The sequence below is a fragment of the Enterobacter cloacae genome (genome assembly GCF_013375935.1).
In the GTDB taxonomy this organism is placed as follows: Bacteria; Pseudomonadota; Gammaproteobacteria; order Enterobacterales; family Enterobacteriaceae; genus Enterobacter; species Enterobacter pasteurii.
The window spans coordinates 3,335,886-3,359,239 of record NZ_CP056117.1 but is presented as its reverse complement, the minus strand read 5'-3'; the positions used below and the strand labels follow the sequence as shown (position 1 = coordinate 3,359,239).

The following is a 23,354-nucleotide window of genomic DNA, read 5'->3' as shown; positions in this document are numbered from 1 at the left end:
AAACATGCTACGCATTCCGCAGAGTTGTATTCACACCCGTTCCACACCTTTCTGGAACAAAGAGACGGCACCCGCCGGTATTTTTAAGCGTCACCTCGATACGGGCACGCGCCCGGGCGTTTACCCTCGCCTTTCGGTGATGCGTGGCGCGGTGCGTTATCTTGGCTATGCCGATCAGTTCACGCCCGAGCCTGACAGCGAACTCGTCATTGAAGCCGGTCATTTCGGCGTTTTCCCCCCTGAGAGATGGCACCATATTGAAGTGATGACCGACGACACGTTGTTCAATATTGAATTCTTTGTTGAACCAGAGGTGCTTAAGTCCCTTTAGGTGCCTGACGACATGAAGGAAACTATTATGTTACGTATTCCTGAAAACTTTGTTCACACCCGCTCGACGCCGTTCTGGAATAAAGAGACCGCCCCAAAAGCGCTCTTCACCCATCACAACACGAAAGCTGGCGTCTTCGGTCGTCTGTCCGTCATGCAGGGCGCGGTGCGTTACTATGGCTTCGCCGATAGCGATGCTGCCGAACCGGACCTGGAAGTGGTGATTGAAGCCGGTTCCTTCGGGATTTCCCCGCCGCAAAAATGGCACCGCATTGAGCTGTTGACCGACGATACCTATTTTAATATCGACTTTTTCGCCGATCCTGCCGTCACGCTCAGCGGTGCGGGCATTGGTAAAGTGGTTAATACGCATAAGGAGTAAGTGATGGGTAAGGCAACCTATACCGTGACCGTTACAAACAACAGTAACGGCGTGTCGGTAGATTATGAGACAGAAGCGCCGATGGAGCTGTTAATCCCCGACGTCGCGGCTGACGTGGTGAAGGACCTGGTGAATACCGTTCGCGCCTACGATACGGAGAATGAGCACGAGGTGTGTGGCTGGTAGGCAGATCTGCCCGGCGTTTGCGCCGGGCAAGACGGCTTAGTGCTTTATCATGACATGTCGCACAACCGTATAGTCCTCAAGCCCGTAGACCGACATATCCTTGCCGTAGCCTGATAACTTCATACCGCCGTGCGGCATTTCGCTCACCAGCATAAAATGGGTATTGACCCAGGTGCAGCCATACTGCAACCGCGCGCTGAGCCGATGCGCACGCCCTGTGTCTTTCGTCCAGACGGAGGATGCCAGGCCGTACCGGGAATCGTTAGCCCATTCCAGCACCTGCGCTTCATCCTCAAACTCCGTCACGCTGACCACCGGCCCGAACACCTCCCGCTGGACGATAGCGTCATCCTGCCTCGCCCCGGCCAGCAGCGTTGGCTGGAAGTAATATCCCGCGCCCTCTCTCTTGCCGCCCCCGGTGACCACGCGAATATGACTCAGCGCTTTGGCGTCGTCCACCGCTGCACACACGCGAGCAAGATGCGCTGCTGAGCTGAGCGGGCCAAGCTCCGTAGACGTATCCTCCGGCGCACCCATCTTCAGCGTGGCGACGGCGGCGCCCAGCTTTTCGACCAGCGCGGGGTAAATCCCCTTCTGGGCGTATATACGACAGGCAGCGGTACAATCCTGACCAGCATTGTAGAAGCCAAACGTGCGCACGCCCTCAACCACCGCATCCAGATCCGCATCGTCAAAGACGATGACCGGCGCTTTGCCGCCCAGCTCCATATGGGTCCGTTTGATAGAGGAAGCGGTATGGCCGATGATATGTTCCCCGGTGGCGATAGAGCCGGTAAGCGAAACCATGCGCACTTTTTCGTGACCGGTCAGCGGATCTCCCACGGTTTTACCGCGACCAAACAGCACGTTCAGCACCCCTGCCGGGAAGATGTCCTTCGCCAGTTCCGCCAGCTTCAGCGCCGTCAGCGGCGTGATTTCCGAAGGTTTGATCACCACGCAGTTTCCGGCGGCCAGCGCGGGCGCCAGCTTCCACGCCGCCATCATCAGCGGATAGTTCCACGGGGCAATGGAGGCGACAACGCCTACCGGATCGCGACGGATCATTGAGGTATGTCCCTCAAGGTATTCACCCGCGGCCAGACCATTCAGGCAGCGGGCGGCCCCGGCAAAGAAGCGAAACACATCGACGACGGCCGGAATTTCATCCCCCAGGGCACAATGCAGCGGTTTCCCGCAGTTAAGTGATTCCAGCTGCGCGAACGCGTCGGCATTGGCTTCGATTACATCCGCCAGCTTCAGCAGGCATTCGGCGCGCGTTTTCGGCGTCGTCTGGCCCCACTCAGCGAAAGCACGATCGGCAGCCTGGACGGCAGCATCCACCTGAGCGGCCGACGCCTCAGCAATCTCCAGCAACACCTCACCCGTGGCAGGATTGTAAACCGCCTGCGCCTCGCCTTCGCCGGCCACCAGTTCACCATTAATCAGCAGTAGATTTTGCATAGCATTGTCCTGTTGAAGTCGACATTATTTTCGCTGTCAGCACGCGTATTGCCGGGCTAATGCGTGACAACGTCACGCATCAAGTCGGCGCTCCCTAACTAAAGGTAGACCGCGTACCCTGTCGCTTCAGGAATTTTCATCAGGGTGTGACTGGAGCCAGCATCATTTCGCGAATGACTTCACCCAGCCGGGCGACAGCCTGTTCCTCCCGCTCCCCCCAGCCCCATGAGGTGTTAAAGCGGAAAAACGGCGCCCAGGTATCGGAGGTGGAAAACATTTTGCCGGGGGCAATGCTGATTTGATGGGCTAACGCCTTTTCGCTGAGCCGTCCTGCGTCGAGCCGTTCCGGCAGCTCCAGCCATAAAAAGTAGCCGCTGTCGTTATGATGGATTTTGACACCGGCAGGCATATGGCGCAGAAGCGTCTGCCAGGCATGCTGCTTGCGCTCGGCGAGCGTGCGCCGCAGGCGGCGGAGGTGGGCGTCGTAACGTTTGGTGGACAGATAATCCACCAGCGCCAGCTGCATAGGGGAGCTGGTGGATAAGGTACTCATCAGCTGTAACTGCTGAATACGCCGGGCATGTTTTCCTGCCGCCACCCAGCCGATGCGAAAACCGGCCACCAGGCACTTGGAGAAGGATGAACAGTGCAGCGTCATGTCCTGCTTGTCCCAGGCCTTCGCAGGCAAAGGTTTTTCACGGCCAAAGTAGAGTTCGCTGTAAACATCGTCTTCAATCAGCGTGACGTTATGCCGCGTTAACAAGGCCACCAGCCGGGCCTTCTTCTCTGCGCTCAGGGTGAATCCCAGCGGATTCTGGCTGTTAGTCATCAGCCAGCAGGCTTTAACCGGATAATCGCTTAACGCCTGCTCTAACGCGTTAAGATCGATGCCTTCACGCACGTCAGTGGCGATGGACAAGGCTTTCAGCTTCAGGCGTTCAAGGGCCTGAAGCGCGCCATAAAAACAGGGGTTTTCAACGATGACCCAGTCTCCCGGCTCGGTGACGGCCTGCAGGCTGAGGTTGAGCGCCTCGAGCGCCCCGGCGGTGATCACGATCTCATCCGGGGAGATGTTCATCCCCTGCTGGGCGTAGCGGCGGGCGATAGCATGGCGTAAGTCAACGTTACCCGGCGGCAGGTTTTCAATCACGCTCATGGCGGTGGCCGTTTTACTGACGCTGGCCAGCGATCGGTTGAGCTGCTGAAGCGGGAAAAGACGCGGATCGGGAAACGCAGAGGCAAACGGGACTACCGAGGGATCGCGGCTGGCCTGTAACACGTCGAAGATGTAGGTATTAATGTCTACCACTTCGTCGCGCATCACCTGAGCGGGCGGTGCAGGCTGGTGGGAGGTCGGGCGCGCGGCAACGTAGTAGCCCGACTGCGGTCTGGCGACAATGCGCCCCTGACTTTCCAGCATCTGATACGCGTGGCCAACGGTCATAAAGCTCATGCCGCTGCTTGCCACCTGCTCTCGCAGTGAAGGCAGCTTATCGCCCGGCAACCATACGCCAAGTTCAATCTGCGAGATAATTTGTTGCGCCAGACGCTGGTATTTTTTCATCAGATTCTCCTTATTGCTGACAGTGTATATCAGCAGGAGAAAAAGAGAAGATTTTGCTAACTGTTATGGGAAATGCGGATAATTACTTGCGGTACTCGGTAACGTGATTCTGCGCGGAACGCGCTGCGGCCAGATGGTCGAGCGTGATCATCGACGATTTGCAGAAAATGCACTTCGCGCCGAAAGGATTTTTGTCAGACACGTCAAAAGCTGAGGTGCAGTACTGCGAGCCATGACAGCAAGGGCAGCGAAAATGGATATAAGAAGTCATAGGATTCTCCTGTAAACGTAAAAACGTAAATTACTCATGAGCCGAACGGGCAATAGTGGTTCGATACAAAACGAATCGGAAAGTAGATAAAGACCCAAGAGAGGCTGCGGAGAGGCACAACGTGATGAGAACTGCTTTATAAAACTACGTCAGATATTTATTTGGATGCAAAACCAGAAGGCCATTAACGCATGTTGCTGACGACAAAGCAAGCGGTTTAATGCGTAAAAATCATAAAAAGAAATTTTTTATTCACTCCAGTTAACTATAACAGGTAACTAAAGCCTGGGTTTTTACTCAACTGTTATAGTTAAATTTTAATTTTCTGCTTCTGATACCTTACTCATTGCCCCTTTACCATAACATCACACCATTTAAATTTGAGGCTGTGCATGTTTGGTTTAGATGCGTTTCATCTTGCGCGAATACAGTTCGCCTTTACCGTATCCTTTCATATTATTTTTCCGGCCATCACCATCGGCCTGGCGAGCTATCTTGCCGTGCTGGAAGGGCTGTGGCTGAAGACAAAAAATCCCGTCTGGCGTTCGCTGTACCATTTTTGGTCGAAGATCTTCGCCGTTAACTTCGGCATGGGTGTGGTCTCCGGCCTGGTGATGGCTTATCAGTTCGGCACCAACTGGAGCGGATTTTCCCAGTTCGCGGGCAGTATTACCGGCCCCCTGCTGACCTATGAAGTACTTACCGCCTTCTTCCTCGAAGCCGGGTTCCTCGGCGTGATGCTGTTTGGCTGGAATAAGGTAGGGCCAGGTCTGCACTTTTTCTCAACCTGCATGGTTGCGCTGGGAACTATCATTTCGACCTTCTGGATCCTCGCCTCTAACAGCTGGATGCAGACGCCCCAGGGATACGAAATTATTAACGGTCAGGTCGTTCCGGTGGACTGGTTTGCCGTTGTCTTTAACCCCTCCTTCCCCTACCGCCTGCTGCACATGTCGATTGCTGCCTTCCTCAGCAGCGCGCTGTTTGTCGGCGCGTCTGCGGCCTGGCATCTGCTGCGTGGAAACAACACCCCCGCCATTCGTGCCATGTTCTCCATGGCATTGTGGATGACGCTGATTGTGGCGCCCGTACAGGCACTGGTGGGCGATATGCACGGTTTGAATACCTTAAAGCATCAGCCTGCAAAAATAGCCGCCATCGAGGGACACTGGGAGAATCCCCCGGGTGAACCCACTCCGCTGCTGCTGTTTGGCTGGCCGGATATGGAGCAGGAGCGTACCCGCTTTGGACTGGAGATCCCCGCTCTCGGCAGCCTGATCCTGACCCACAGCCTCGATAAACAGGTACCGGCCTTAAAAGATTTTGCGAAAGAGGATCGACCCAACTCCACTATCGTTTTCTGGTCATTTCGCATTATGGCCGGCTTGGGCATGTTGATGCTGCTCCTGGGCGTGATGGCGGTCTGGCTACGCTATAAGCAACGCCTGTATACCTCTCGCCCTTTCCTGAGGTTTGCACTGCTGATGGGGCCGTCGGGGCTGATCGCAATCCTCGCCGGATGGGTGACAACGGAGGTTGGCCGTCAGCCGTGGGTCGTCTACGGGCTACAGCGCACGCAGGATGCGGTCTCCGCGCATGGAGATCTGCATATGAGCGTCAGTTTATTGGCCTTCTTCGTGGTTTATACCTCGGTGTTCGGCGTGGGCTACAGCTATATGGTGCGTCTGATTAAAAAAGGGCCGCAGCCCCACGAATCTTTTGCCACCGAGTCCGATGGCCGCCCTGCCCGTCCGCTTTCCGCCGTCACCACTGAATTTAAGGAGTAACCGTAATGGGTATCGATCTTTCCATTATCTGGTTCGTTATCATCGTTTTCGCCACGCTGATGTATATCGTGATGGATGGCTTTGACCTGGGGATAGGCATCCTGTTTCCCGCTACGCAAAATGCCGACGATCGCGACGTGATGGTCAACAGCGTCGCTCCGGTCTGGGACGGAAACGAAACCTGGCTGGTGCTTGGCGGTGCGGCGCTGTTTGGCGCATTTCCCCTCGCCTATGCGGTTATCATCGACGCGCTGACCATTCCGCTGACGTTAATGCTGATCGGACTAATATTTCGCGGTGTCGCCTTTGAATTTCGCTTCAAGGCAACCCCGGCACATCGCCCGTTCTGGGATAAGGCCTTTATCGGCGGCTCCATTCTCGCGACCTTCACCCAGGGCATCACCGTTGGCGCTGTTATCCAGGGGTTCAGCGTAACCGGTCGCGCTTACGGTGGCGGCCCGTTTGACTGGTTAACGCCGTTTAATCTCTTCTGCGGCGCGGGTCTTGTGGTGGCTTATGCGCTGTTAGGATCCACCTGGCTGGTGATGAAAAGCGAGCATGCCCTGCAACGGCGGATGCGCCGGATATCAAAAGGGCTTTTGCTCCTCCTTCTGGTATTTATTGTAGCGATCAGCCTCTGGACGCCTCTGGCGCAGCCGGCCATTGCCGCGCGCTGGTTCACGCTGCCAAACCTGTTTTACCTCATGCCGGTCCCCGCGCTGGTTGCGATCCTGAGCCTGTTACAGTGGCGCTGCCTGAATAATCCTGCCAGCCATAATCTGCCGTTTATCACGACGTTAGGTCTGGTTTTTCTCGGGTTCAGCGGGCTTGGGATCAGCATCTGGCCACATATCATTCCGCCGTCCATCACCCTGTGGGAAGCCGCCGCGCCACCTCAAAGCCAGGGCTTTATGCTGGTGGGCGCACTGTTGATCATTCCCGTTATTCTGGTCTACACCTTCTGGAGCTATTACGTTTTTCGCGGAAAAGTACAGCATGGGGAGGGTTATCACTGATGCAACAACCTGTATGGAAACGTTTGATGTGGCTTGCCATCATCTGGGGAGGCAGCGTGCTGGCGCTGGCCTGCGTAAGTATGCTCTTCAAAATGCTGATGGCAGCGGCAGGATTTAAATCTCACTAATTGACTGACCGGGCGCGCCGCCGCCCGGTCCCTTCTCGCACTTTCAGATAAAACCCATTAACGCCGCAGGGGGTATCGTTACACTCGAATAATATTTACAGCATTGATAGTTCGAGAAGAAAAATGAAAAAGCTCGCGGCAATAAGTTTACTCAGCCTTGCACTGGCTGGATGCGTTAATCCCGGCAAAGCCTCCGTTCAGGCCGATCGGTTAGAGAATCACCGTTTCGTGCTGGAAAACGTCGATGGCAAAGCGGTAAACGTCGGGAAAATGCAGCCTGAAATCCGCTTCAGCGCGCAGCCCAACATCAGCCTCATTAACAACATTGTCGTCTCCGGCACCATGTGCAACGGCTTCAACGGACAGGGGAAATTGTCCGAAGGCGAGCTGAAGGTCAAAACGCTGGCGATGACCCGTAAACTCTGCACCGAGCCGCAGCTTAATGAGCTGGATCAGACTCTCGCCGATATGCTGCGCAAAGGCGCGCAGGTAGACCTAACCGAAGATCAGCTAACGCTGGCGACAGCCGATAAATCACTGATGTTTAAGCGAGTAGAATAACTCAGTAGCTTCCGCACGAACCAACGGCAAGCGACTGTTCGCTACAGCGTTTGCCGTTAGGCAACGCGCACATCCCGATGGCGGAACCGTCGAGCTGGCGGGCGACGGATAGCGAACCGCCGATCATGGCGCAGTTGGCCTGCCCGGAGCTGGACATGGCCGCTCTCATACCCGGCGTAACGTGTGCCGCTGTCGCCTGCTGTACAGGTTCACTGCTGCATGCCGATAACAGTAACGCGGCACACCCTACCCAAAATGCTGAACGCATATCTTCCTCCCCATCATTTAAGCGAAACCTATGCATAATAGGCATCAGGCGCCGCATCGTCGAGAGCGGATGTGCGTATTTATGCGCCTCTGAAACAATTTCTCGCAATTTTTTAGCCCAAATCTTGATCTACTCATTGGTACGGCGAATAACCAGGACACAAAAGCGAAAATCGTAAAACCCCGGGTTTGCTAAAATACACAGATAATATTCAGGGTCTGTTGTCGTTTTACGGGCCCCTCTTTTTTTGCGCAATGTAAGGGTGTTGTCCTATGCAAACTATTGACGGCAATGGTGCAGTCGCGTCTGTTGCGTTTCGTACCAGCGAAGTTATCGCCATCTATCCCATCACGCCAAGCTCCACGATGGCTGAACAGGCGGACGCCTGGGCTGGCAATGGATTAAAAAACGTCTGGGGCGATGTCCCGCGCGTCGTGGAGATGCAGTCTGAAGCCGGCGCGATTGCCACCGTGCACGGCGCGCTGCAGACCGGTGCGCTGTCGACCTCCTTTACGTCATCGCAGGGGCTGCTGCTGATGATCCCCACGCTTTACAAGCTGGCAGGACAATTAACGCCGTTTGTCCTGCACGTGGCCGCACGCACCGTAGCCACTCACGCCCTCTCAATTTTTGGCGATCACTCGGACGTGATGGCCGTACGTCAAACCGGCTGCGCCATGCTCTGCGCCAGCAGCGTGCAGGAAGCCCAGGACTTTGCGCTGATTTCCCATATCGCTACGCTGAAAAGCCGCGTGCCGTTCATTCATTTCTTTGACGGTTTCCGCACCTCCCACGAAATCAATAAAATCGTTCCGCTGCCGGATGACACCATCCTCAACCTGCTGCCGCAGGCGGACATTGATGCCCATCGCGCCCGTGCCCTCAACCCTGAACATCCGGTGATCCGTGGCACCTCTGCGAACCCTGATACCTATTTCCAGTCCCGCGAGGCGACAAACCCGTGGTACAACGCGGTGTATGACCACGTTGAACGTGCGATGGACGATTTTGCCGCTGCGACGGGGCGCGAATATAAGCCGTTTGAATATTACGGACATCCGCAGGCTGAACGCGTAGTCGTTCTGATGGGCTCGGCCATCGGCACCTGCGAAGAGGTGGTCGATGAGCTGCTGACGCGTGGTGAAAAGGTTGGCGTGCTAAAAGTTCGCCTTTATCGTCCGTTCTCGGCAAAACACCTGCTCTCCGCTCTGCCGGACAGCGCGCGCGCCGTGGCGGTACTCGATCGCACCAAAGAGCCTGGCGCACAGGCTGAGCCGCTCTATCTTGATGTGATGACCGCCCTTGCAGAGGCGTTTAACAGCGGCGAGCGTGAAACGTTGCCCCGCGTAATCGGCGGCCGATACGGTTTGTCTTCCAAAGAGTTCGGGCCTGAATGCGTGCTGGCCGTGTTTGCTGAACTGAACGAAGCAAAACCGAAGCCGCGTTTTACGGTCGGCATTTATGATGACGTGACCAACCTCTCCCTTGCGTTGCCGGAAAACACCCTGCCCTCGACTGCAAAGCTGGAAGCGCTGTTTTACGGCCTGGGCAGTGACGGCAGCGTCTCGGCCACCAAGAACAACATTAAGATTATCGGTAACGCCACGCCGTGGTATGCGCAGGGGTATTTCGTCTACGACTCCAAAAAAGCGGGCGGTCTCACCGTATCCCACCTGCGCGTCAGCGAGCATCCGATTCGCTCGGCCTACCTTATCTCTCAGGCGGATTTTGTTGGCTGCCACCAGCTTCAGTTCATCGATAAATACCAGATGGCCGAGCGCCTGAAGCCCGGCGGTATTTTCCTGATTAACACCCCGTACAGCGCCGATGAGGTCTGGGGACGTCTGCCGCAGGAGGTTCAGGCGGTGCTGAACCAGAAACAGGCGCGTCTGTACGTGATTAACGCGGCAAAAATTGCCCGCGAGTGTGGCCTGGCCGCGCGTATTAATACCGTAATGCAGATGGCCTTCTTCCACCTGACCAATATTTTGCCGGGCGACAGCGCGCTTACGGCGCTGCAGGGGGCGATTGCTAAAAGCTACAGCAGTAAAGGCCAGGAGCTGGTTGAGCGCAACTGGCAGGCGCTGGCGCTGGCCCGCGAGTCGCTGTTCGAGGTGCCGTTGCAGCCGGTCAACGCCAGCAGCCCGAACCGGCCGCCGGTGGTGTCAGACGCCGCGCCGGACTTCGTCAAAACCGTTACCGCGGCGATGCTCGCGGGGCTGGGCGATGCCCTCCCCGTATCCGCGCTGCCGCCGGACGGCACCTGGCCGATGGGCACGACCCGCTGGGAGAAACGCAACATCGCCGAAGCGATTCCCATCTGGAAAGAAGAGCTGTGCACGCAATGCAACCACTGCGTGGCCGCCTGCCCGCACTCGGCCATTCGCGCCAAGGTGGTATCACCAGAAGCGATGTCCGCCGCACCGGAAAGCCTGCACTCGCTGGATGTAAAATCTCGCGACATGCGTGGTCAGAAATATGTTCTTCAGGTTGCGCCGGAAGACTGCACCGGCTGTAACCTGTGCGTGGAAGTGTGTCCGGCGAAAGATCGTCAGAACCCGGAAATCAAAGCCATCAATATGATGTCGCGCCTGGAGCACGTTGAGGAGGAGAAAGTGAACTATGACTTCTTCCTCAACCTGCCTGAGATCGATCGCAGCAAGCTGGAGCGCATTGATATTCGTACCTCTCAGCTCATTACGCCGCTCTTTGAGTACTCCGGAGCGTGTTCCGGCTGCGGTGAAACACCGTATATCAAACTGCTCACGCAGCTTTACGGCGACCGTATGCTGATAGCCAACGCGACCGGCTGTTCGTCAATCTACGGGGGGAACCTGCCGTCCACCCCTTATACGACGGACGCTAACGGCCGCGGTCCGGCGTGGGCAAACTCCCTTTTCGAGGATAACGCCGAATTTGGGCTGGGGTTCCGCCTGACGGTCGATCAGCACCGTGCCCGCGTGATGCGTCTGCTGGCGCAGTTTGCCGATAACATACCGGCTGAACTAAACGACGCGCTGCATGCGGAGGCCACGCCTGAGGTTCGGCGCGAACAGGTTGCTGAACTGCGCAAGGCGCTTCAGGGCGTTGAGGGGGCCGAACAGCTGCTGAACGATGCCGACGCGCTGGTGGAAAAATCGATCTGGCTGATTGGCGGCGACGGGTGGGCCTACGATATTGGCTTCGGCGGCCTGGATCATGTACTGAGCCTGACCGAAAACGTCAATATTCTGGTGCTCGACACCCAGTGCTATTCAAACACGGGCGGACAGGCCTCAAAAGCGACGCCGCTGGGTGCCGTCACGAAATTCGGCGAGCACGGCAAGCGCAAGGCGCGTAAGGATCTGGGCGTCAGCATGATGATGTATGGCCATGTTTACGTCGCGCAGATTTCGCTAGGCGCACAGCTTAACCAGACGGTAAAAGCCATTCAGGAAGCGGAAGCTTATCCTGGCCCGTCGCTGATTATCGCTTACAGCCCATGCGAAGAGCACGGCTACGATTTGGCACTCAGCCATGACCAGATGCGCCAGCTCACCGCAACGGGATTCTGGCCGCTGTACCGCTTTGATCCACGCCGTGCAGATGAAGGTAAATTGCCGCTGGCGCTGGATTCACGTCCGCCGTCAGACGCCCTTGCTGAGACGTTGCTCCAGGAGCAGCGCTTCCGCAGGCTGAACGCTCAACAGCCAGAGGTGGCTGAACAGCTGTGGAAGGATGCGGCAGCAGATCTCCAGAAGCGTTATGACTTCCTGGCGCAGATGGCGGGGAAAGCGGAAAAATCAACCAGCGAATAATAAACTTGCCCGGCCTGTCCGGGCATTTTTTTGCCTAAAAAAAAGCCCGATGCAGGTACATCGGGCTCATCCAGACAATCGGTGAAAATTGCGTATACGATTTAAACAATATTCACGTGAATTATGGAAAAGAAATCTTAAAGGCATATAACGGCGTGGAGATTACCCTGTTTACTCAGCAATTAATAATTTTTATTTTGTATTATTCAACTAAAAACATTCATAGAATGAATCGCTATTTCAATAGCATCATTTAGTTTAGATTTTACTTACCCAGTAACAATTATATTTTATTATTCACTATCGGAGTGATTTAGCATGGGACATCTTTCCAGCCCGGAAAGTTCACTAAGCAATTAAAAAAATAACGACACAGGAATAATCAAAATGCAAAGAAAAGTACTGGCACTGATGATCCCCGCTCTGTTAATGGCTGGCGCAACTCATGCGGCTGAAATTTATAATAAAGATGGTAATAAACTTGATCTGTATGGAAAAGTAGATGGCCTGCACTATTTCTCCGACGATACGTCTAAAGACGGTGATCAAACCTACATGCGTCTGGGCTTCAAAGGTGAAACCCAAATCAACGACATGATGACCGGCTATGCGCAGTGGGAATACAATATTCAGGCGAACAACACCGAAGGCTCTGATAACCAGTCCTGGACGCGTCTGGCCTTCGCCGGCGTGAAGGTGGGCGACTATGGCTCGTTCGATTACGGCCGTAACTATGGCGTACTGTACGATGTGGAAGGCTGGACCGACATGCTGCCGGAATTTGGTGGCGACTCATATACCTACGCCGACAACTTTATGACCGGTCGTGCAAACGGCGTGGCGACCTACCGCAACACCGACTTCTACGGTCTGGTGCAGGGTCTGAACTTTGCGGTTCAGTATCAGGGTAATAACGAAGACGCCAGCAATAATCAGGAAGGCACCAACAACGGCCGCGATATTCGCCATGAGAACGGCGACGGTTACGGTATTTCTGCGACCTATGATTTTGGCATGGGCTTCAGCGCGGGTGCGGCATATGCGTCATCTGACCGTACCAACGATCAGGTTAGTGCTGGGACTGGCGCAGCATCTCAGTATGCAGGTGGCGATAAGGCGGATGCATGGACTGCTGGCCTGAAATATGACGCTAATAATATTTACCTGGCGGCAATGTATTCCGAAACCCGCAATATGACCCCTTATGGTTCGACCGATAGCCAAGATGGCGGCGGTATTGCAAACAAAACCCAGAACGTTGAAGTGACCGCACAATATCAGTTCGATTTCGGTCTGCGTCCGGCTATTTCCTATTTACAGTCCAAAGGTAAAGACCTGGGCAATGGCCAGGACGACAAAGACCTGGTGAAATACGCTGACGTCGGTGCTACCTACTATTTCAACAAAAACATGTCCACCTATGTTGATTATAAAATCAACCTGCTGGATGAAGATGACGCATTCTACAAAAACAACGGCATCGGTACTGATGACGTCGTAGCGTTAGGCCTGGTTTACCAGTTCTAATGACATTAGCCCGCAGAAATCTGCGGGCTAACGTTTATTTATGTTGAGTTTCTTCTTTGCGAAAAGAGAGATAGCCAAATACCCCGCTATCACCGTCCATCGGATGATTTACCCCATCCATCACCACCACTTCCGGGAAATCAAATGGCGTGACGTTTTCAAGACATGCAACGTTTACCCCATACTCGTTAGGGTTGGAACGTCTTTGATGGAACGTATAAATTCCGCACACCGCACAGAAGAAATGGCGCGCCGTGCCGGTGTTGAAGCGGTATTCCGTGAGCCTGTCTTCGCCCTGAGTCACCGTAATACCCGTTAACGGTGCAGAGACCACCACCGCACCCCGCATCCGGCAAAAAGAGCAGCTACAGCGACGCGCGGTTTTCAGGCCGTCCGTCAGCTCAACCGTAAACTGCACCGCACCACAATGGCACCGTGCATGACGAATTTCAGCCATCGCTTATACCCCTTTTCTCACTAATTCAGCAGCTTTCAAAAAGACTTCATCCTCAACGCCATCTCCCTTCTGCCTGCCGAGCCTTACCAGCTCATCGACAATACTTTCCCGGTTGATGATCTTCTGGGATGAAACCAGACCAATAACGGCGGCGCCAATAGCCAGCCCAACCAACCCTGTTTGTTCGTCTTTATTCTTCATTGAAGCGCTCCCTTGTACCCTTCAAAAGAGTAGCAGGAGTAAAATAAAGCGTGCTGGCTATCGTTAATGGGATCCATGCCATAACTGTCAGAGATTTTCGACTTGCCTGAAGAAGATAGGGTTGCCTTTGGGGCTTGCCAGTCAGTCATCCTCAAGATGAACGGCAAGTCCAGACATACCCGGTGCAATATGTTCCGCCAGTACATGCCGGTCCGGGTACACCCCTGAATTTTGTGAACGAAAAGGGATCGGCGCATCATTAAAGAGATTTTCCAGACGACTTCGCCAGCTGGTCTCCAGTTCACGTATAGCGTCAGCGTTAAGCTGGCCACTACCGTAAACAGCAAACGTGGGTAATACCTCCATTCCGGTATAAAAGAGCGTGCCATGGGTGATCGGAAATAATAATTGCTCTAAATCACCATTGATGCCTCTGGGTGAATAATCACGTTCTGGCCCGCCAATCGAAACAGCAAGCAATGCCCGTTTGCCTTTAAAACCGCCTTCACCATAACGATACGCGTTGCCCTTATTCTGATAGCCATATGCAAGACCGTAGGCCCACACCCGCTCTATCCAGCCTTTCATAATGGCAGGCATACTGAACCACCATAATGGGAAAAGGAAGATAACCGCATCTGAGGCCAAAACTTTACGCTGCTCTTGTTCAACATCTGACGTCTGGCGTCCATGAGCAAAAGCATGCGCAGACTCCTGAATATAGGAAAAACGTTCAGGATTAATTCGTTCAGGGAAGTCCTGGGAATCAAATACAGCTTTCCACCCCATCTTGTGGAGATCCGAATGCACGACACAGTGGCCCTGCGCGGTTAATACCTGCGTCGCTATGTGGACAAGATGACGTGTTAAAGAGGTGGTTTCGGGCTGGGCGTAGACAAGAAGTACATTCATTTTTTCGCTCCCAATCAGTTGGAAGCAACACATTAATTCCGCGTCTGATATAGTTAAAATGAATTTATAAAATGGCTGGCATTATGATGGTTAATACCTTAAGGAATCTTGATTTAAACCTGCTGGTTACGCTTAACGCGCTTCTGACCGAACATAATGTCACCCGTGCTGCCGAGCGTTTGCATCTTTCTCAACCCACCGTGAGCGTGCAACTCGCCCGACTTCGGAAGGTATTCGAGGATCCGTTACTCATACCGGGTCCACGGGGGATGCGCCCAACCCTTCGGGCTGATGAGCTTCGTGAACCACTGCGACATGCATTAGCAGCACTCGAAGAGGTCATCTCCCCAACGGGTGTCTTCAACCCAGCGCAGGCAACTCACCACTGGCACGTCGCCGCCTTTGATTACGGTGTCTTAACTATCCTGCGTCCAGCCCTGAAAGCATTACGCGCTGCTGCGCCAGCTACACGTATTGAAGTAGTACATATGCTTCCCTCGCAAGCGTCCAGGAAAGCCGATCGGGGAGAAATTGACCTGGCCTTTATGACCAGGGACGAAGCTCCGCATAATTTATATAGTCGAACACTGTTCACTGAGCGCTATGTACTTGTTGGTCGTGCGGGAAACCCCGACCTGCAAAAACCCCTGTCGCTTGAGAAATTCTGTCAGCTTGAACACGTCATTGTCTCACCAGAAGGTGGAGGCTTTCATGGTGCGACAGATACCGTATTGGCCGAACGAGGTATGACGCGTCGTGTCTCAATGTCTGTGCCAGGTTTTCTGCTTCTCTGTGCGGTGCTGGAGAGTTCAGATATGGTCGCCATGGCCCCATGGCGGCTGGTGTGTGAAAACAATGCGCTGCAAACTGTTGAACCACCAGTTGAGGTGCCCGGATTTGAAATGGTTATGCTCTGGCCTGAGCGGGTCCATCGCGATCGCGCCCATATGTGGTTTCGTGAGAAAATCGCCTCATCGGTATAAGCATCAATCGGTACAGACATCTTAAAAGCTTGTCAGTTTATGCTGGAAAGAACGACCAACGCTTTAGACTCCTCCGCGTCTGTACCCATGAGATCGCAGCCCCTGGACGATGCAAAGAAAAACCGCCCGAAGGCGGCTTCTTATCACTCTGGTTCTTTATCGCCCGATTCAGGCGCTGAGCCAGGGTCATCTTTTGGCTTGCTTCCATCCTTATCGTGGCTATCCGGGACGGGGCTAAAATCAGGATGGTCGCCATTTACTGGCCGGTCAGTCATGTTCACCTCCATTTCTACCGCGTAAACCTTAAGTGTAGACATTCCATACGTTATCCCCAAACTTCACGTGGCGTAAGGGGATGCTGCTTTCATCCTGACATAAGGTAATGACGTGTCTGCGGTCAGTTTAGCGCTTAGCAGTGCCATTTAAACGGAAGGTAAACAGGCAGCTCTAACGCGATGTAAATGCAATATTTCAGAAGCGTGTAGCAATGCTGGAGGTTGGTATTACGCCTGGCTGAAGATAGAATGGTTTGACAAAAGTTAACGTCAGGACGACCTGCTCATGATTTTTCTTTATTCCGCTATTGCACTCTCCTCCCTGGCAGCCTTCGTCTTACTTTGCTTTTATGCAATTTATCAATTCTCAGTAAAGGGAGACGTCAGTTTCTACGTAATGCTCTTCGCTTTAATATTCCTTTGCATCTCTTTTTACGGAGCCGTAGGTTTTACTTACACAAAGTTAAAAGAAGCCGGAACCGTCATCAAAATTATCTGAACCAGCCACTTTTAGTCACGACCGGTAACCGCGTTTCTTTGATAGCCTCGGCCGCTTTCTCGGTGACTCCCGGTGCTGGAAACCTGTTACGCTTTAACGAGCATCGGCGCCGGATCTAACGCCGCTGTAAAACGTGCTGGCATTCGCCGCCGGAATCCGTACCATACGCGGCATACTTTTGCCTGCTGGCTTTTATCTGCCGGCGCTAACCCGTCTTTCATAGCCAGCCAGATGGGGCATGAAAACGCGCAAATGGTTTATGAAGTCTACGGTGCGTGGATTGAAGAAATGAATGGCGAACAGGTGCCGATGCTTAACGATAAGCTGGCACGCTTAAATTTTTTGCCCCTACTGGCTCCGAAGGTAGTAATAAATGCAAGAAAATCAAGAGATTAACAAAAAAGAGCAATACAACCTGAATAAGCTACGCTGATTTTGCCAACCCATTGATGTCATTTGATTTATCATTTAATTCAATTAATTATAGCATAATAACTTCTCCCTAAAGCTACCCAGAACTACATTTTTTGTGCCCTTTTTTTGCCCCTATTTCGCATTTTTGCCCCTAAATTTGCCCCTAACTTTAGCCAGTGCGCCCCCCTTCTTCTCCCTGTCCTATACTTTAAGTCTGACATCTGGCTGGAGGTTTCTATGTGTGGGCGTTTTGCACAAGCTCAAACGCGTGAAAAATACCTGGCTTACCTATCCGATGAAGCTGATCGCGACATCGCATACGACCCTGAACCTATTGGCCGATACAACGTCGCGCCCGGCACCAAAGTGCTGCTGTTGAGCGAACGCGACGAGCAGCTGCATCTTGATCCGGTTTTCTGGGGTTACGCGCCCGGGTGGTGGGATAAACCGCCACTGATCAACGCGCGTGTCGAGACTGCGGCCACGAGTCGAATGTTTAAACCTCTCTGGCAGCATGGTCGCGCTATCTGCTTTGCAGATGGATGGTTCGAATGGAAGAAAGAAGGCGACAAAAAACAGCCTTACTTCATTCACCGCGCTGACGGGCAGCCCATATTCATGGCGGCGATCGGAAGCACGCCGTTCGAACGCGGTGATGAAGCAGAAGGTTTTCTCATCGTGACATCGGCAGCGGACAAAGGTCTGGTCGACATTCACGACCGCCGGCCGCTAGTTTTGTCGCCGGAAGCTGCAATAGAGTGGATGCGGCTGGACGTTGGAGGGAATAAAGCGTTAGAGATAGCTTCAGACGGTGCAGTGCCCGCCGATAAGTTCAACTGGCATGCGGTAACGCGTACAGTCGGAAATGTAAAAAACCAAGGGAGGAATTTGATAGAGCATATAACAATCAAATCTAATATCAGTTAGACCTGCACTTTTTAGCTAGTCTCACAATAGCGTATTTTTAAGAAAGAAATATATTTGCCGCCATTGGACCACTGAGTCCATTTATACGATAGAACTCAACACGAACACCAAGACTTAACGTTTGGTTTTCGCTATTTTTTAATGCAGAGATGTGTAAGAAAACATCTTTACGCCCATCCGATGGTATAATGAATCCCTTCCCACTCTTGAAGTCAAAACTTTTGACAACTCCTGTCATTTTACGAGTCAAATAATTTCCTTTTGGTAAATCCAATTTGACTATACAGGAAAAATTTGGATTAGCTAATCTAATTTCCATAGCCTCCCAGATGGCTAAAATAAAATTTGCTAAATAGTTTAACACGTGCCTTAATGATCTGGTTAGTTCGATGCAATGTGAATCTGACTTTTTCTAAGTAGTCCTCATAACCAGGTGCTATCTCTGATATCCCTCCTCTTGAGTCCATACGTATGCCATTATGCGTTTCTTTTCATGAAGTTGTAACTTCTTAAGTGTTCAAGTGGAGTTTTTATGTCTTCAAAAATGATAGGTCTTGTTAAGTGGTTTAACGAAGATAAAGGTTTTGGTTTTATCTCCCCACTCGATGGAAGTAAAGATATCCTTGTTCACTCTTCTTCACTACAGGGAGAGACATTCAAAACTCTTTTTGAAGGACAAAAAGTTAAATTTGTTATCATTGCCGGTACTAAGGGTCCGACAGCTGCAAATGTTACGCTCTGCGATAAATAACCCTCTTAATGGCCGTTTAAGCTTATACGAATTAAGAAATCAGAAGGGCCATTTATCGTTTGCGAATATCATTACAACAGGCCAGCATATTTTCAGCACCGTCAAGTTTGCTGACCGATGTGATGAAATGCAGGACTGCTGCATGAATAGTCTCAAAGCAGAAGCTAACTGCTTATAAAATATTAAAGTGCGTAAGAGGTTAGGCAGCCTCCAAAAGCATCACTTCTTATTTAATGTATGAGTTTTTTTAGTAACGTTCAGGGGCTTTGAACAAAGCATTACAGTAAGGGCATACTAATTGAGATCCCTTTTGTACACGATTGTAACTATGCTCCGAATCTTTTGAGCAGTTTGGACAAGGGCATTTGACTAAATAATTTCGGCGGAATTGATTGTTTTTACGTGCAGACACAGGCTTCTCCAGTTCAAATGGGCTACTACAGTACACGCTAAGACAGACTATTGCTTGTTTTAATTTCGAAAAACAAACAATACATGAAAAAAAAGCACCCCTTACCGAACAGCCATGACCGCTAAAAATTGTTTGAATACATGGTGATATATGAAAAAAGTAATCATTTTCTTTAATGGTAAACCAAGTAAGGTTGTCACTGTGCTTAAAGGCGTAACATCAATACGCGAACAGTACCCTAGTGGAGAACAGATCAATCTTCAGATAATGTCAGCCGGTTTCCCCTCTTTAACAGGGGACCATGAAGTTGTCTATGTTGCATCAGATCGAGAGCTTACTACTCAGGAAATATTAGATGCAGCCAAGAAGTATCTATAAGTTTCGTTACTTTCTACCAACATTGCGGGTAACCTTGAGTAACAAGCATTATTAAAACAATTAGAAATCTTCAGCATTGCCTACCTGGCGTAGGCTTTTTTTTCATTAAGCAGACGATAGATTCCTATCTTATGTCATATATTTTTTAGGGCTCGGAACCTTTTTTGATTCAAACAGTCCAAAAGGTATACTCACAAAGAGGTCATTTATGACAACACTCATACTCTCTACTATCGTTGCAATAGTTCTGGCATTGATTATATTCAGTCTGGTTAAGATTGGGATCGGCACATCTAATAATCCTGATGAACTATAATTATTTATGTTTCGCTGATCCCTTTGAGGGCTGGGAATTTCTTATACAAAGTACATACGGCCACATCATAGATAATCGCTACCTGCTTCCTGTCCACGCCGTTTGCAATCAGACGCCCCGCCTGCGCCCATTGCTCTGGGGTTAACTTCGAGCGCCTACCACCTATGCGCCCCTTCTCACGTGCTGCCGCCAATCCTGCCCGGGTGCGTTCCACTATTAACTCCCTCTCCATTTCGGCTAGGGCTGACATAATGTGGAATATGAAACGCCCCATTGGGCTGGAAGTGTCGATGCTGTCCGTAAGGCTTTTGAAGTGGATGCCGCGCTGCCGGAGTTCGTCCACCAGCAGTACCAGGTTCCGCATACTTCGACCGAGGCGATCCAGCTTCCATACCACTAGCGTATCGCCCTCATTCAACGTACGCAGAAGCTTTTTTAGCGCTGGCCGGTTCGCTACCGTTCCGCTCATCTTTTCTTCGAAAATCTGTTCACATCCTGCGCGTTCCAGGGCTTGACGCTGAAGATCCGTATTTTGGTCATTTGTTGACACCCTTACGTAGCCAATTTGCATATTTTTCACCCAATATTTTCTGCAAAAAAAATCAGGTGAAGTTATCGGTATGGCTGTAGCAGGGCAATCTAAAAAACGTCGGTTTAGGAAGTAGCGCCACGAAGGATACTGGGACCTCAAATGGCAATGTTATCCAGGTAGGTGGATTTGGCATCGGCGCTGATTCGTCTTTGGCTTCTCAGCTGGCAAGCCTGGCCGATGGTTATCGTGCTGGCCTTTATCGTATGCGCGGTGATGGAGCTCCACCGTCAACCATCGGCGCGCCGGTTGGAAGTGGAAACTCTATTATCGGTTTGGTCTCCGTTCCTGTTTATTCGACGGCTGGTTTTGGTCTCGCCTTTAACCGGGATAATTTATGGACGGGTGTATTTGATCCAGCAAATCCAGGCGGGGCTACGTGGAAAAAATGGTGGGGGGAAGCAAACACCACGGTTGATACCAATGGTTTTATCAAGCGAGCCTCTCCTGTGGTTAAGCTTTTCGGAACCGGTGAAATTGAATGTAACGATGAAGCGGAAGGGGTTACTGCGTCGAGAGAGGCGGTTGGGGTGTATCGAGTCACTGGCAGCTGTGGCCTGAATTCTGAAGGATGGACAGTCGAGATCCCCCAGGATATCAACGGCAACTTCCTGTGTTTCGTTGATATCTCGACCGAGGATGATGGCGTGCTGACTGTTTCAGTTTTTCGTCGACGCTTTGATGTGGAAAAAGCAATGATTATTGCCGGTGATCCGATGGATATCCCGGATGACCGATGGATAGACCTACGCCTGCAAATGTCTGCCGATTCTATATACAACCAGAAGCTCAGAACAGCAGAGCTGGCCATGACTGCCGATGCAAGCGAATAAAGGTCGGTTTAGGAAGTAGCGATAATGTTGCTTTCAGCAATTTGAGTCTGGAGCGCGGTAATGACTCTTCGGCATCAGGGATTTTAACAACCACATCGAGGGACGGCAGTGGCTTGGTGAAGAACTATGCTCGCCTCTACGCTGAACGACGTTCTGACGGCATCGACTATCTGACGTTACACATCAACGGTGCCAATAACACCCTAAATCGCTATCTCTCTCTTCGTTCTACTGACGGGGCCATCATCGCCTCAAGTGCAGCGCTAGGGACTGGTTTTGATTCTCAGATCGGGAATGTAGCGCAATGCATGAATGAGAGAAAACAAAATGGCGGCACAGCAGCATTTCGCACTTTAAATTCAGGCCTTGTTATTGGTGGGCAGAGTTTTCAGTATGGTGCTTCGCTCTACTTCCGCGCGGGTGATACAGCTTCAACGTTGTGGGTAGATTACAGAACCGGTAATGCAATGATCTCCGCTGGTAATGACTCCAACATTTCTACAGGCACTGCGCAATACAACAATCTTTGGGGAACAAAAAACACGACTGTCGATGCCAGCGGCTTTATTAAGCGTTCATCCCCCATTGTGAAGGTCTTTTCGGATGGCGCATACCGGACGAACGACGAATCAGAAGGCTGCACTGTAACCCGTCTGTCCACAGGGCAATATCTGATTGAAGGATGTCAGGGAATGAACGCTGACGCTGCCTGGGGCGGTATCGATGGCGGTTTTGACATTCCAACCGACCGCAATAAGCAACCGCTTATCTGGCTTGATTATGAAGTTAATGCCGATGGCTCTGTACTCGTGAAAACATATCACCGTACACACCCGGAAGCGCCAGCGTTCGCCAGGAACGAAATGAAGGGTATCAACGATGGCGATCCGGTCGACATTCCCCGCGACCAGTTTGTGTCTATTCGTGTCGAAATGTCTGCCGATTCTTTGTTCAACCAGCGGATGAGCAAAGACCCGCAACTTTAACCTCTTCCTCTAATTCGCTGACGCGGATAGCCAGGGCTTTAATTGCAGCCAGCGCATCGAGCAACATTGGAGTCTGATCGAGGTGCAGCAGGCCGCCTATTTCTTTAACGTACTCGGGATCAATCGTTTCCATCTGCTGCGATATTACCCCGCGCCGTGGGGTCTGCGTTTCATCATCCTTAAAAGTGAAGTGCTTGAACTCCATCCGGCAGATATTCAGCAGGGCTACCTCTGGATCAAGATCATCACCGATGTTTTTCATGGTCCCATCAGACACGGCTGAAGTCATGATCTCCTTCCATGGGCACCATGCATCAGTATTGTACCCCCTGAAAAAAAACCTACCTGCATCGGTTTTACTGGCATACGGCAAGCAGAACTGCGTTAAGGCTGCATCAGCAATTCGAACATAATTTTGAACATACCCATACCAACTGGTGAGAGGCCCTGAGGTTGATTTCGCCATATCTAAAAGCAAACGGTAAGTACCTGGCTCAGTGAGACTGTTGAAGTTCGTCCCGTCAGGTGCAACCGCCATATCTGTTTTAAAGGCTCTTGCATCGCCAGAAGGTAATCCGAACGCGCCTACCTGCATGACGTTACCGGAAGCAGTTCCGACGTCCTTTGTCGCGCTACTTCCCAAACCGAGGTTTGTGCGACTGCCTTCTGCCGTTGTTGCCCCGGTCCCACCCTGCGCGATCGGGATAGCTCCATTGCTACCTTTCTTCGCCAGTTTACCAATGCCCGGGATAGTTACGGCGGTGCCGTTGATGGTAACGGTGATGCTCTGGTTTGCTGAGGTGGTGGCGAACGACTCCCACGCGCCGATGTTCTCGTCATACTCTTTGATGAGCTGAGATATGGCCTGCGCAAGCCCGTCGACCGAGATATTGTCTGATACCAGAATGCCGTACTTCTGGCCGCTGAGCGCCGGGGATGCAGCAGGCGTTACCGTCATCGACGTGGTGCTGTTCACGGCTGAAATCTGGAACATCTGGACCGGGTTAGACATGACGATAATCGTCTGGCCAGCGCGGACCTGGCTGGCGGGTGCCGTCCAATTTGTACCCGTCCCGGTGGCGGTATTTCCGTTAATAGAGATGGTGCCAGTGTTATAAAGCATATTTTCTCCGGTCAATAAAA

Annotated in this window: 28 protein-coding genes and 1 pseudogene; 17 read left to right on the top strand and 12 right to left on the bottom strand. The window is 52.0% G+C overall.

The annotated features are described in order from the left end of the window. Window positions 1–4 precede the first annotated feature (4 nt). From HWQ14_RS15805 to HWQ14_RS15795, 3 genes are read left to right on the top strand one after another with little or no spacing between them, the layout of a single operon-like run. The gene (locus tag HWQ14_RS15805) at window positions 5–331 is read left to right on the top strand and encodes a DUF1971 domain-containing protein (RefSeq protein WP_148419755.1); all 327 of its coding nucleotides are present in this window, start codon (window positions 5–7) and stop codon (window positions 329–331) included. Between the two features lie 27 nt (window positions 332–358). Further along, window positions 359–712, top strand: a complete 354-nt coding sequence (locus HWQ14_RS15800) for a DUF1971 domain-containing protein (protein WP_176610237.1) — start codon at window positions 359–361, stop codon at window positions 710–712. Window positions 713–715: 3 nt separating this feature from the next. Further along, window positions 716–898: a DUF1869 domain-containing protein gene (locus HWQ14_RS15795; RefSeq protein ID WP_003856955.1), complete on the top strand. Its 183-nt coding sequence runs from the start codon at window positions 716–718 to the stop codon at window positions 896–898. A 36-nt stretch (window positions 899–934) separates the two neighbouring features. On the opposite strand, the gene patD is transcribed toward HWQ14_RS15795, so the two are convergent. The 3 genes from patD to HWQ14_RS15780 form a co-directional block, all read right to left on the bottom strand. Continuing rightward, the gene (patD, locus tag HWQ14_RS15790; protein WP_176610236.1) at window positions 935–2,359 is read right to left on the bottom strand and encodes an aminobutyraldehyde dehydrogenase; all 1,425 of its coding nucleotides are present in this window, start codon (window positions 2,357–2,359) and stop codon (window positions 935–937) included. A gap of 139 nt (window positions 2,360–2,498) precedes the next feature. Beyond that, on the bottom strand, window positions 2,499–3,923 hold the full coding sequence (locus HWQ14_RS15785) for a PLP-dependent aminotransferase family protein (protein ID WP_176610235.1): 1,425 nt from the start codon (window positions 3,921–3,923) through the stop codon (window positions 2,499–2,501). Between the two features lie 82 nt (window positions 3,924–4,005). Then, a complete protein-coding gene (locus tag HWQ14_RS15780) occupies window positions 4,006–4,194 on the bottom strand; it encodes a cold-shock protein (protein WP_176610234.1) in 189 nt (62 codons plus the stop codon). Between the two features lie 392 nt (window positions 4,195–4,586). Here HWQ14_RS15780 and HWQ14_RS15775 point away from each other — a divergent pair, with 392 nt between their 5' ends. From HWQ14_RS15775 to hslJ, 4 genes are all read left to right on the top strand, one after another. Beyond that, window positions 4,587–5,981 carry a cytochrome ubiquinol oxidase subunit I gene (locus tag HWQ14_RS15775; protein ID WP_176610233.1) on the top strand — a complete coding sequence of 465 codons (1,395 nt, stop codon included), beginning with the start codon at window positions 4,587–4,589 and terminating at the stop codon, window positions 5,979–5,981. Window positions 5,982–5,986: 5 nt separating this feature from the next. Further along, on the top strand, window positions 5,987–6,997 hold the full coding sequence (cydB, locus tag HWQ14_RS15770) for a cytochrome d ubiquinol oxidase subunit II (RefSeq protein ID WP_176610232.1): 1,011 nt from the start codon (window positions 5,987–5,989) through the stop codon (window positions 6,995–6,997). Continuing rightward, window positions 6,997–7,125 carry a DUF2474 domain-containing protein gene (locus HWQ14_RS15765; protein WP_017693358.1) on the top strand — a complete coding sequence of 43 codons (129 nt, stop codon included), beginning with the start codon at window positions 6,997–6,999 and terminating at the stop codon, window positions 7,123–7,125. The genes cydB and HWQ14_RS15765 overlap by 1 nt, the downstream gene beginning before the upstream one ends. A gap of 123 nt (window positions 7,126–7,248) precedes the next feature. Then, window positions 7,249–7,686 carry a heat shock protein HslJ gene (gene hslJ / locus HWQ14_RS15760; protein ID WP_148419748.1) on the top strand — a complete coding sequence of 146 codons (438 nt, stop codon included), beginning with the start codon at window positions 7,249–7,251 and terminating at the stop codon, window positions 7,684–7,686. A 1-nt stretch (window position 7,687) separates the two neighbouring features. Here the strand turns inward: hslJ and HWQ14_RS15755 are convergent, their stop codons facing one another. Further along, window positions 7,688–7,954, bottom strand: coding sequence for a putative hemolysin (locus HWQ14_RS15755; protein WP_148419747.1), 267 nt, complete (start codon window positions 7,952–7,954; stop codon window positions 7,688–7,690). A gap of 272 nt (window positions 7,955–8,226) precedes the next feature. Between HWQ14_RS15755 and nifJ the strand changes: the two genes are divergently transcribed. Next, window positions 8,227–11,751 (top strand): pyruvate:ferredoxin (flavodoxin) oxidoreductase, encoded by a 3,525-nt coding sequence (gene nifJ / locus HWQ14_RS15750; protein WP_148419746.1) that lies wholly within the window; start codon window positions 8,227–8,229, stop codon window positions 11,749–11,751. Window positions 11,752–12,138: 387 nt separating this feature from the next. Further along, the gene (ompC, locus tag HWQ14_RS15745) at window positions 12,139–13,278 is read left to right on the top strand and encodes a porin OmpC (protein WP_176610231.1); all 1,140 of its coding nucleotides are present in this window, start codon (window positions 12,139–12,141) and stop codon (window positions 13,276–13,278) included. Between the two features lie 34 nt (window positions 13,279–13,312). Here the strand turns inward: ompC and HWQ14_RS15740 are convergent, their stop codons facing one another. From HWQ14_RS15740 to HWQ14_RS15730, 3 genes are all read right to left on the bottom strand, one after another. Beyond that, window positions 13,313–13,735 carry a GFA family protein gene (locus HWQ14_RS15740; protein WP_176610230.1) on the bottom strand — a complete coding sequence of 141 codons (423 nt, stop codon included), beginning with the start codon at window positions 13,733–13,735 and terminating at the stop codon, window positions 13,313–13,315. Between the two features lie 3 nt (window positions 13,736–13,738). Continuing rightward, window positions 13,739–13,936, bottom strand: coding sequence for a hypothetical protein (locus HWQ14_RS15735; protein WP_003856931.1), 198 nt, complete (start codon window positions 13,934–13,936; stop codon window positions 13,739–13,741). Window positions 13,937–14,077: 141 nt separating this feature from the next. Next, window positions 14,078–14,848, bottom strand: coding sequence for an NAD(P)H-dependent oxidoreductase (locus tag HWQ14_RS15730; protein ID WP_176610229.1), 771 nt, complete (start codon window positions 14,846–14,848; stop codon window positions 14,078–14,080). 86 nt (window positions 14,849–14,934) lie between these two features. Here HWQ14_RS15730 and HWQ14_RS15725 point away from each other — a divergent pair, with 86 nt between their 5' ends. Continuing rightward, window positions 14,935–15,831, top strand: a complete 897-nt coding sequence (locus tag HWQ14_RS15725) for a LysR family transcriptional regulator (RefSeq protein ID WP_176611214.1) — start codon at window positions 14,935–14,937, stop codon at window positions 15,829–15,831. Between the two features lie 143 nt (window positions 15,832–15,974). Here HWQ14_RS15725 and HWQ14_RS15720 read toward each other — a convergent pair whose 3' ends face one another. Continuing rightward, complete coding sequence (locus HWQ14_RS15720; RefSeq protein WP_176608609.1) at window positions 15,975–16,148, bottom strand: hypothetical protein; 174 nt, start codon at window positions 16,146–16,148, stop codon at window positions 15,975–15,977. Window positions 16,149–16,692: 544 nt separating this feature from the next. On the opposite strand from HWQ14_RS15720, the pseudogene HWQ14_RS15715 reads away from it, so the two are divergent. Further along, window positions 16,693–17,001, top strand: a pseudogene (locus HWQ14_RS15715) (tyrosine-type recombinase/integrase); the annotation flags it as partial. A 255-nt stretch (window positions 17,002–17,256) separates the two neighbouring features. After that, window positions 17,257–17,946 carry an SOS response-associated peptidase gene (locus HWQ14_RS15710; RefSeq protein WP_176610228.1) on the top strand — a complete coding sequence of 230 codons (690 nt, stop codon included), beginning with the start codon at window positions 17,257–17,259 and terminating at the stop codon, window positions 17,944–17,946. Window positions 17,947–17,983: 37 nt separating this feature from the next. Here the strand turns inward: HWQ14_RS15710 and cspF are convergent, their stop codons facing one another. Next, window positions 17,984–18,196, bottom strand: a complete 213-nt coding sequence (gene cspF, locus HWQ14_RS15705) for a cold shock-like protein CspF (RefSeq protein ID WP_245166466.1) — start codon at window positions 18,194–18,196, stop codon at window positions 17,984–17,986. 282 nt (window positions 18,197–18,478) lie between these two features. Here cspF and HWQ14_RS15700 point away from each other — a divergent pair, with 282 nt between their 5' ends. Then, the gene (locus HWQ14_RS15700; protein WP_022651253.1) at window positions 18,479–18,697 is read left to right on the top strand and encodes a cold shock domain-containing protein; all 219 of its coding nucleotides are present in this window, start codon (window positions 18,479–18,481) and stop codon (window positions 18,695–18,697) included. A gap of 247 nt (window positions 18,698–18,944) precedes the next feature. Here the strand turns inward: HWQ14_RS15700 and HWQ14_RS23335 are convergent, their stop codons facing one another. Further along, window positions 18,945–19,109, bottom strand: coding sequence for a YnfU family zinc-binding protein (locus HWQ14_RS23335; RefSeq protein ID WP_213787091.1), 165 nt, complete (start codon window positions 19,107–19,109; stop codon window positions 18,945–18,947). Between the two features lie 150 nt (window positions 19,110–19,259). On the opposite strand from HWQ14_RS23335, the gene HWQ14_RS15695 reads away from it, so the two are divergent. Together HWQ14_RS15695 and HWQ14_RS23515 are read left to right on the top strand one after the other, a co-directional pair. After that, the gene (locus HWQ14_RS15695) at window positions 19,260–19,487 is read left to right on the top strand and encodes a hypothetical protein (RefSeq protein ID WP_176610226.1); all 228 of its coding nucleotides are present in this window, start codon (window positions 19,260–19,262) and stop codon (window positions 19,485–19,487) included. Window positions 19,488–19,695: 208 nt separating this feature from the next. Next, a complete protein-coding gene (locus HWQ14_RS23515) occupies window positions 19,696–19,803 on the top strand; it encodes a YnaM/YnfT family protein (protein WP_413815236.1) in 108 nt (35 codons plus the stop codon). A 4-nt stretch (window positions 19,804–19,807) separates the two neighbouring features. Here HWQ14_RS23515 and HWQ14_RS15690 read toward each other — a convergent pair whose 3' ends face one another. Next, window positions 19,808–20,374 (bottom strand): recombinase family protein, encoded by a 567-nt coding sequence (locus HWQ14_RS15690; RefSeq protein WP_176610225.1) that lies wholly within the window; start codon window positions 20,372–20,374, stop codon window positions 19,808–19,810. 170 nt (window positions 20,375–20,544) lie between these two features. Between HWQ14_RS15690 and HWQ14_RS15685 the strand changes: the two genes are divergently transcribed. Together HWQ14_RS15685 and HWQ14_RS23330 are read left to right on the top strand one after the other, a co-directional pair. Then, window positions 20,545–21,225, top strand: a complete 681-nt coding sequence (locus tag HWQ14_RS15685; RefSeq protein WP_176610224.1) for a hypothetical protein — start codon at window positions 20,545–20,547, stop codon at window positions 21,223–21,225. A gap of 116 nt (window positions 21,226–21,341) precedes the next feature. Next, the gene (locus HWQ14_RS23330; RefSeq protein WP_245166465.1) at window positions 21,342–22,211 is read left to right on the top strand and encodes a hypothetical protein; all 870 of its coding nucleotides are present in this window, start codon (window positions 21,342–21,344) and stop codon (window positions 22,209–22,211) included. Here HWQ14_RS23330 and HWQ14_RS23325 read toward each other — a convergent pair. After that, window positions 22,177–23,334, bottom strand: coding sequence for a pyocin knob domain-containing protein (locus HWQ14_RS23325; protein WP_245166409.1), 1,158 nt, complete (start codon window positions 23,332–23,334; stop codon window positions 22,177–22,179). The two genes, HWQ14_RS23330 and HWQ14_RS23325, sit on opposite strands and share 35 nt — an antisense overlap. Between the last annotated feature and the right edge of the window lie 20 nt (window positions 23,335–23,354).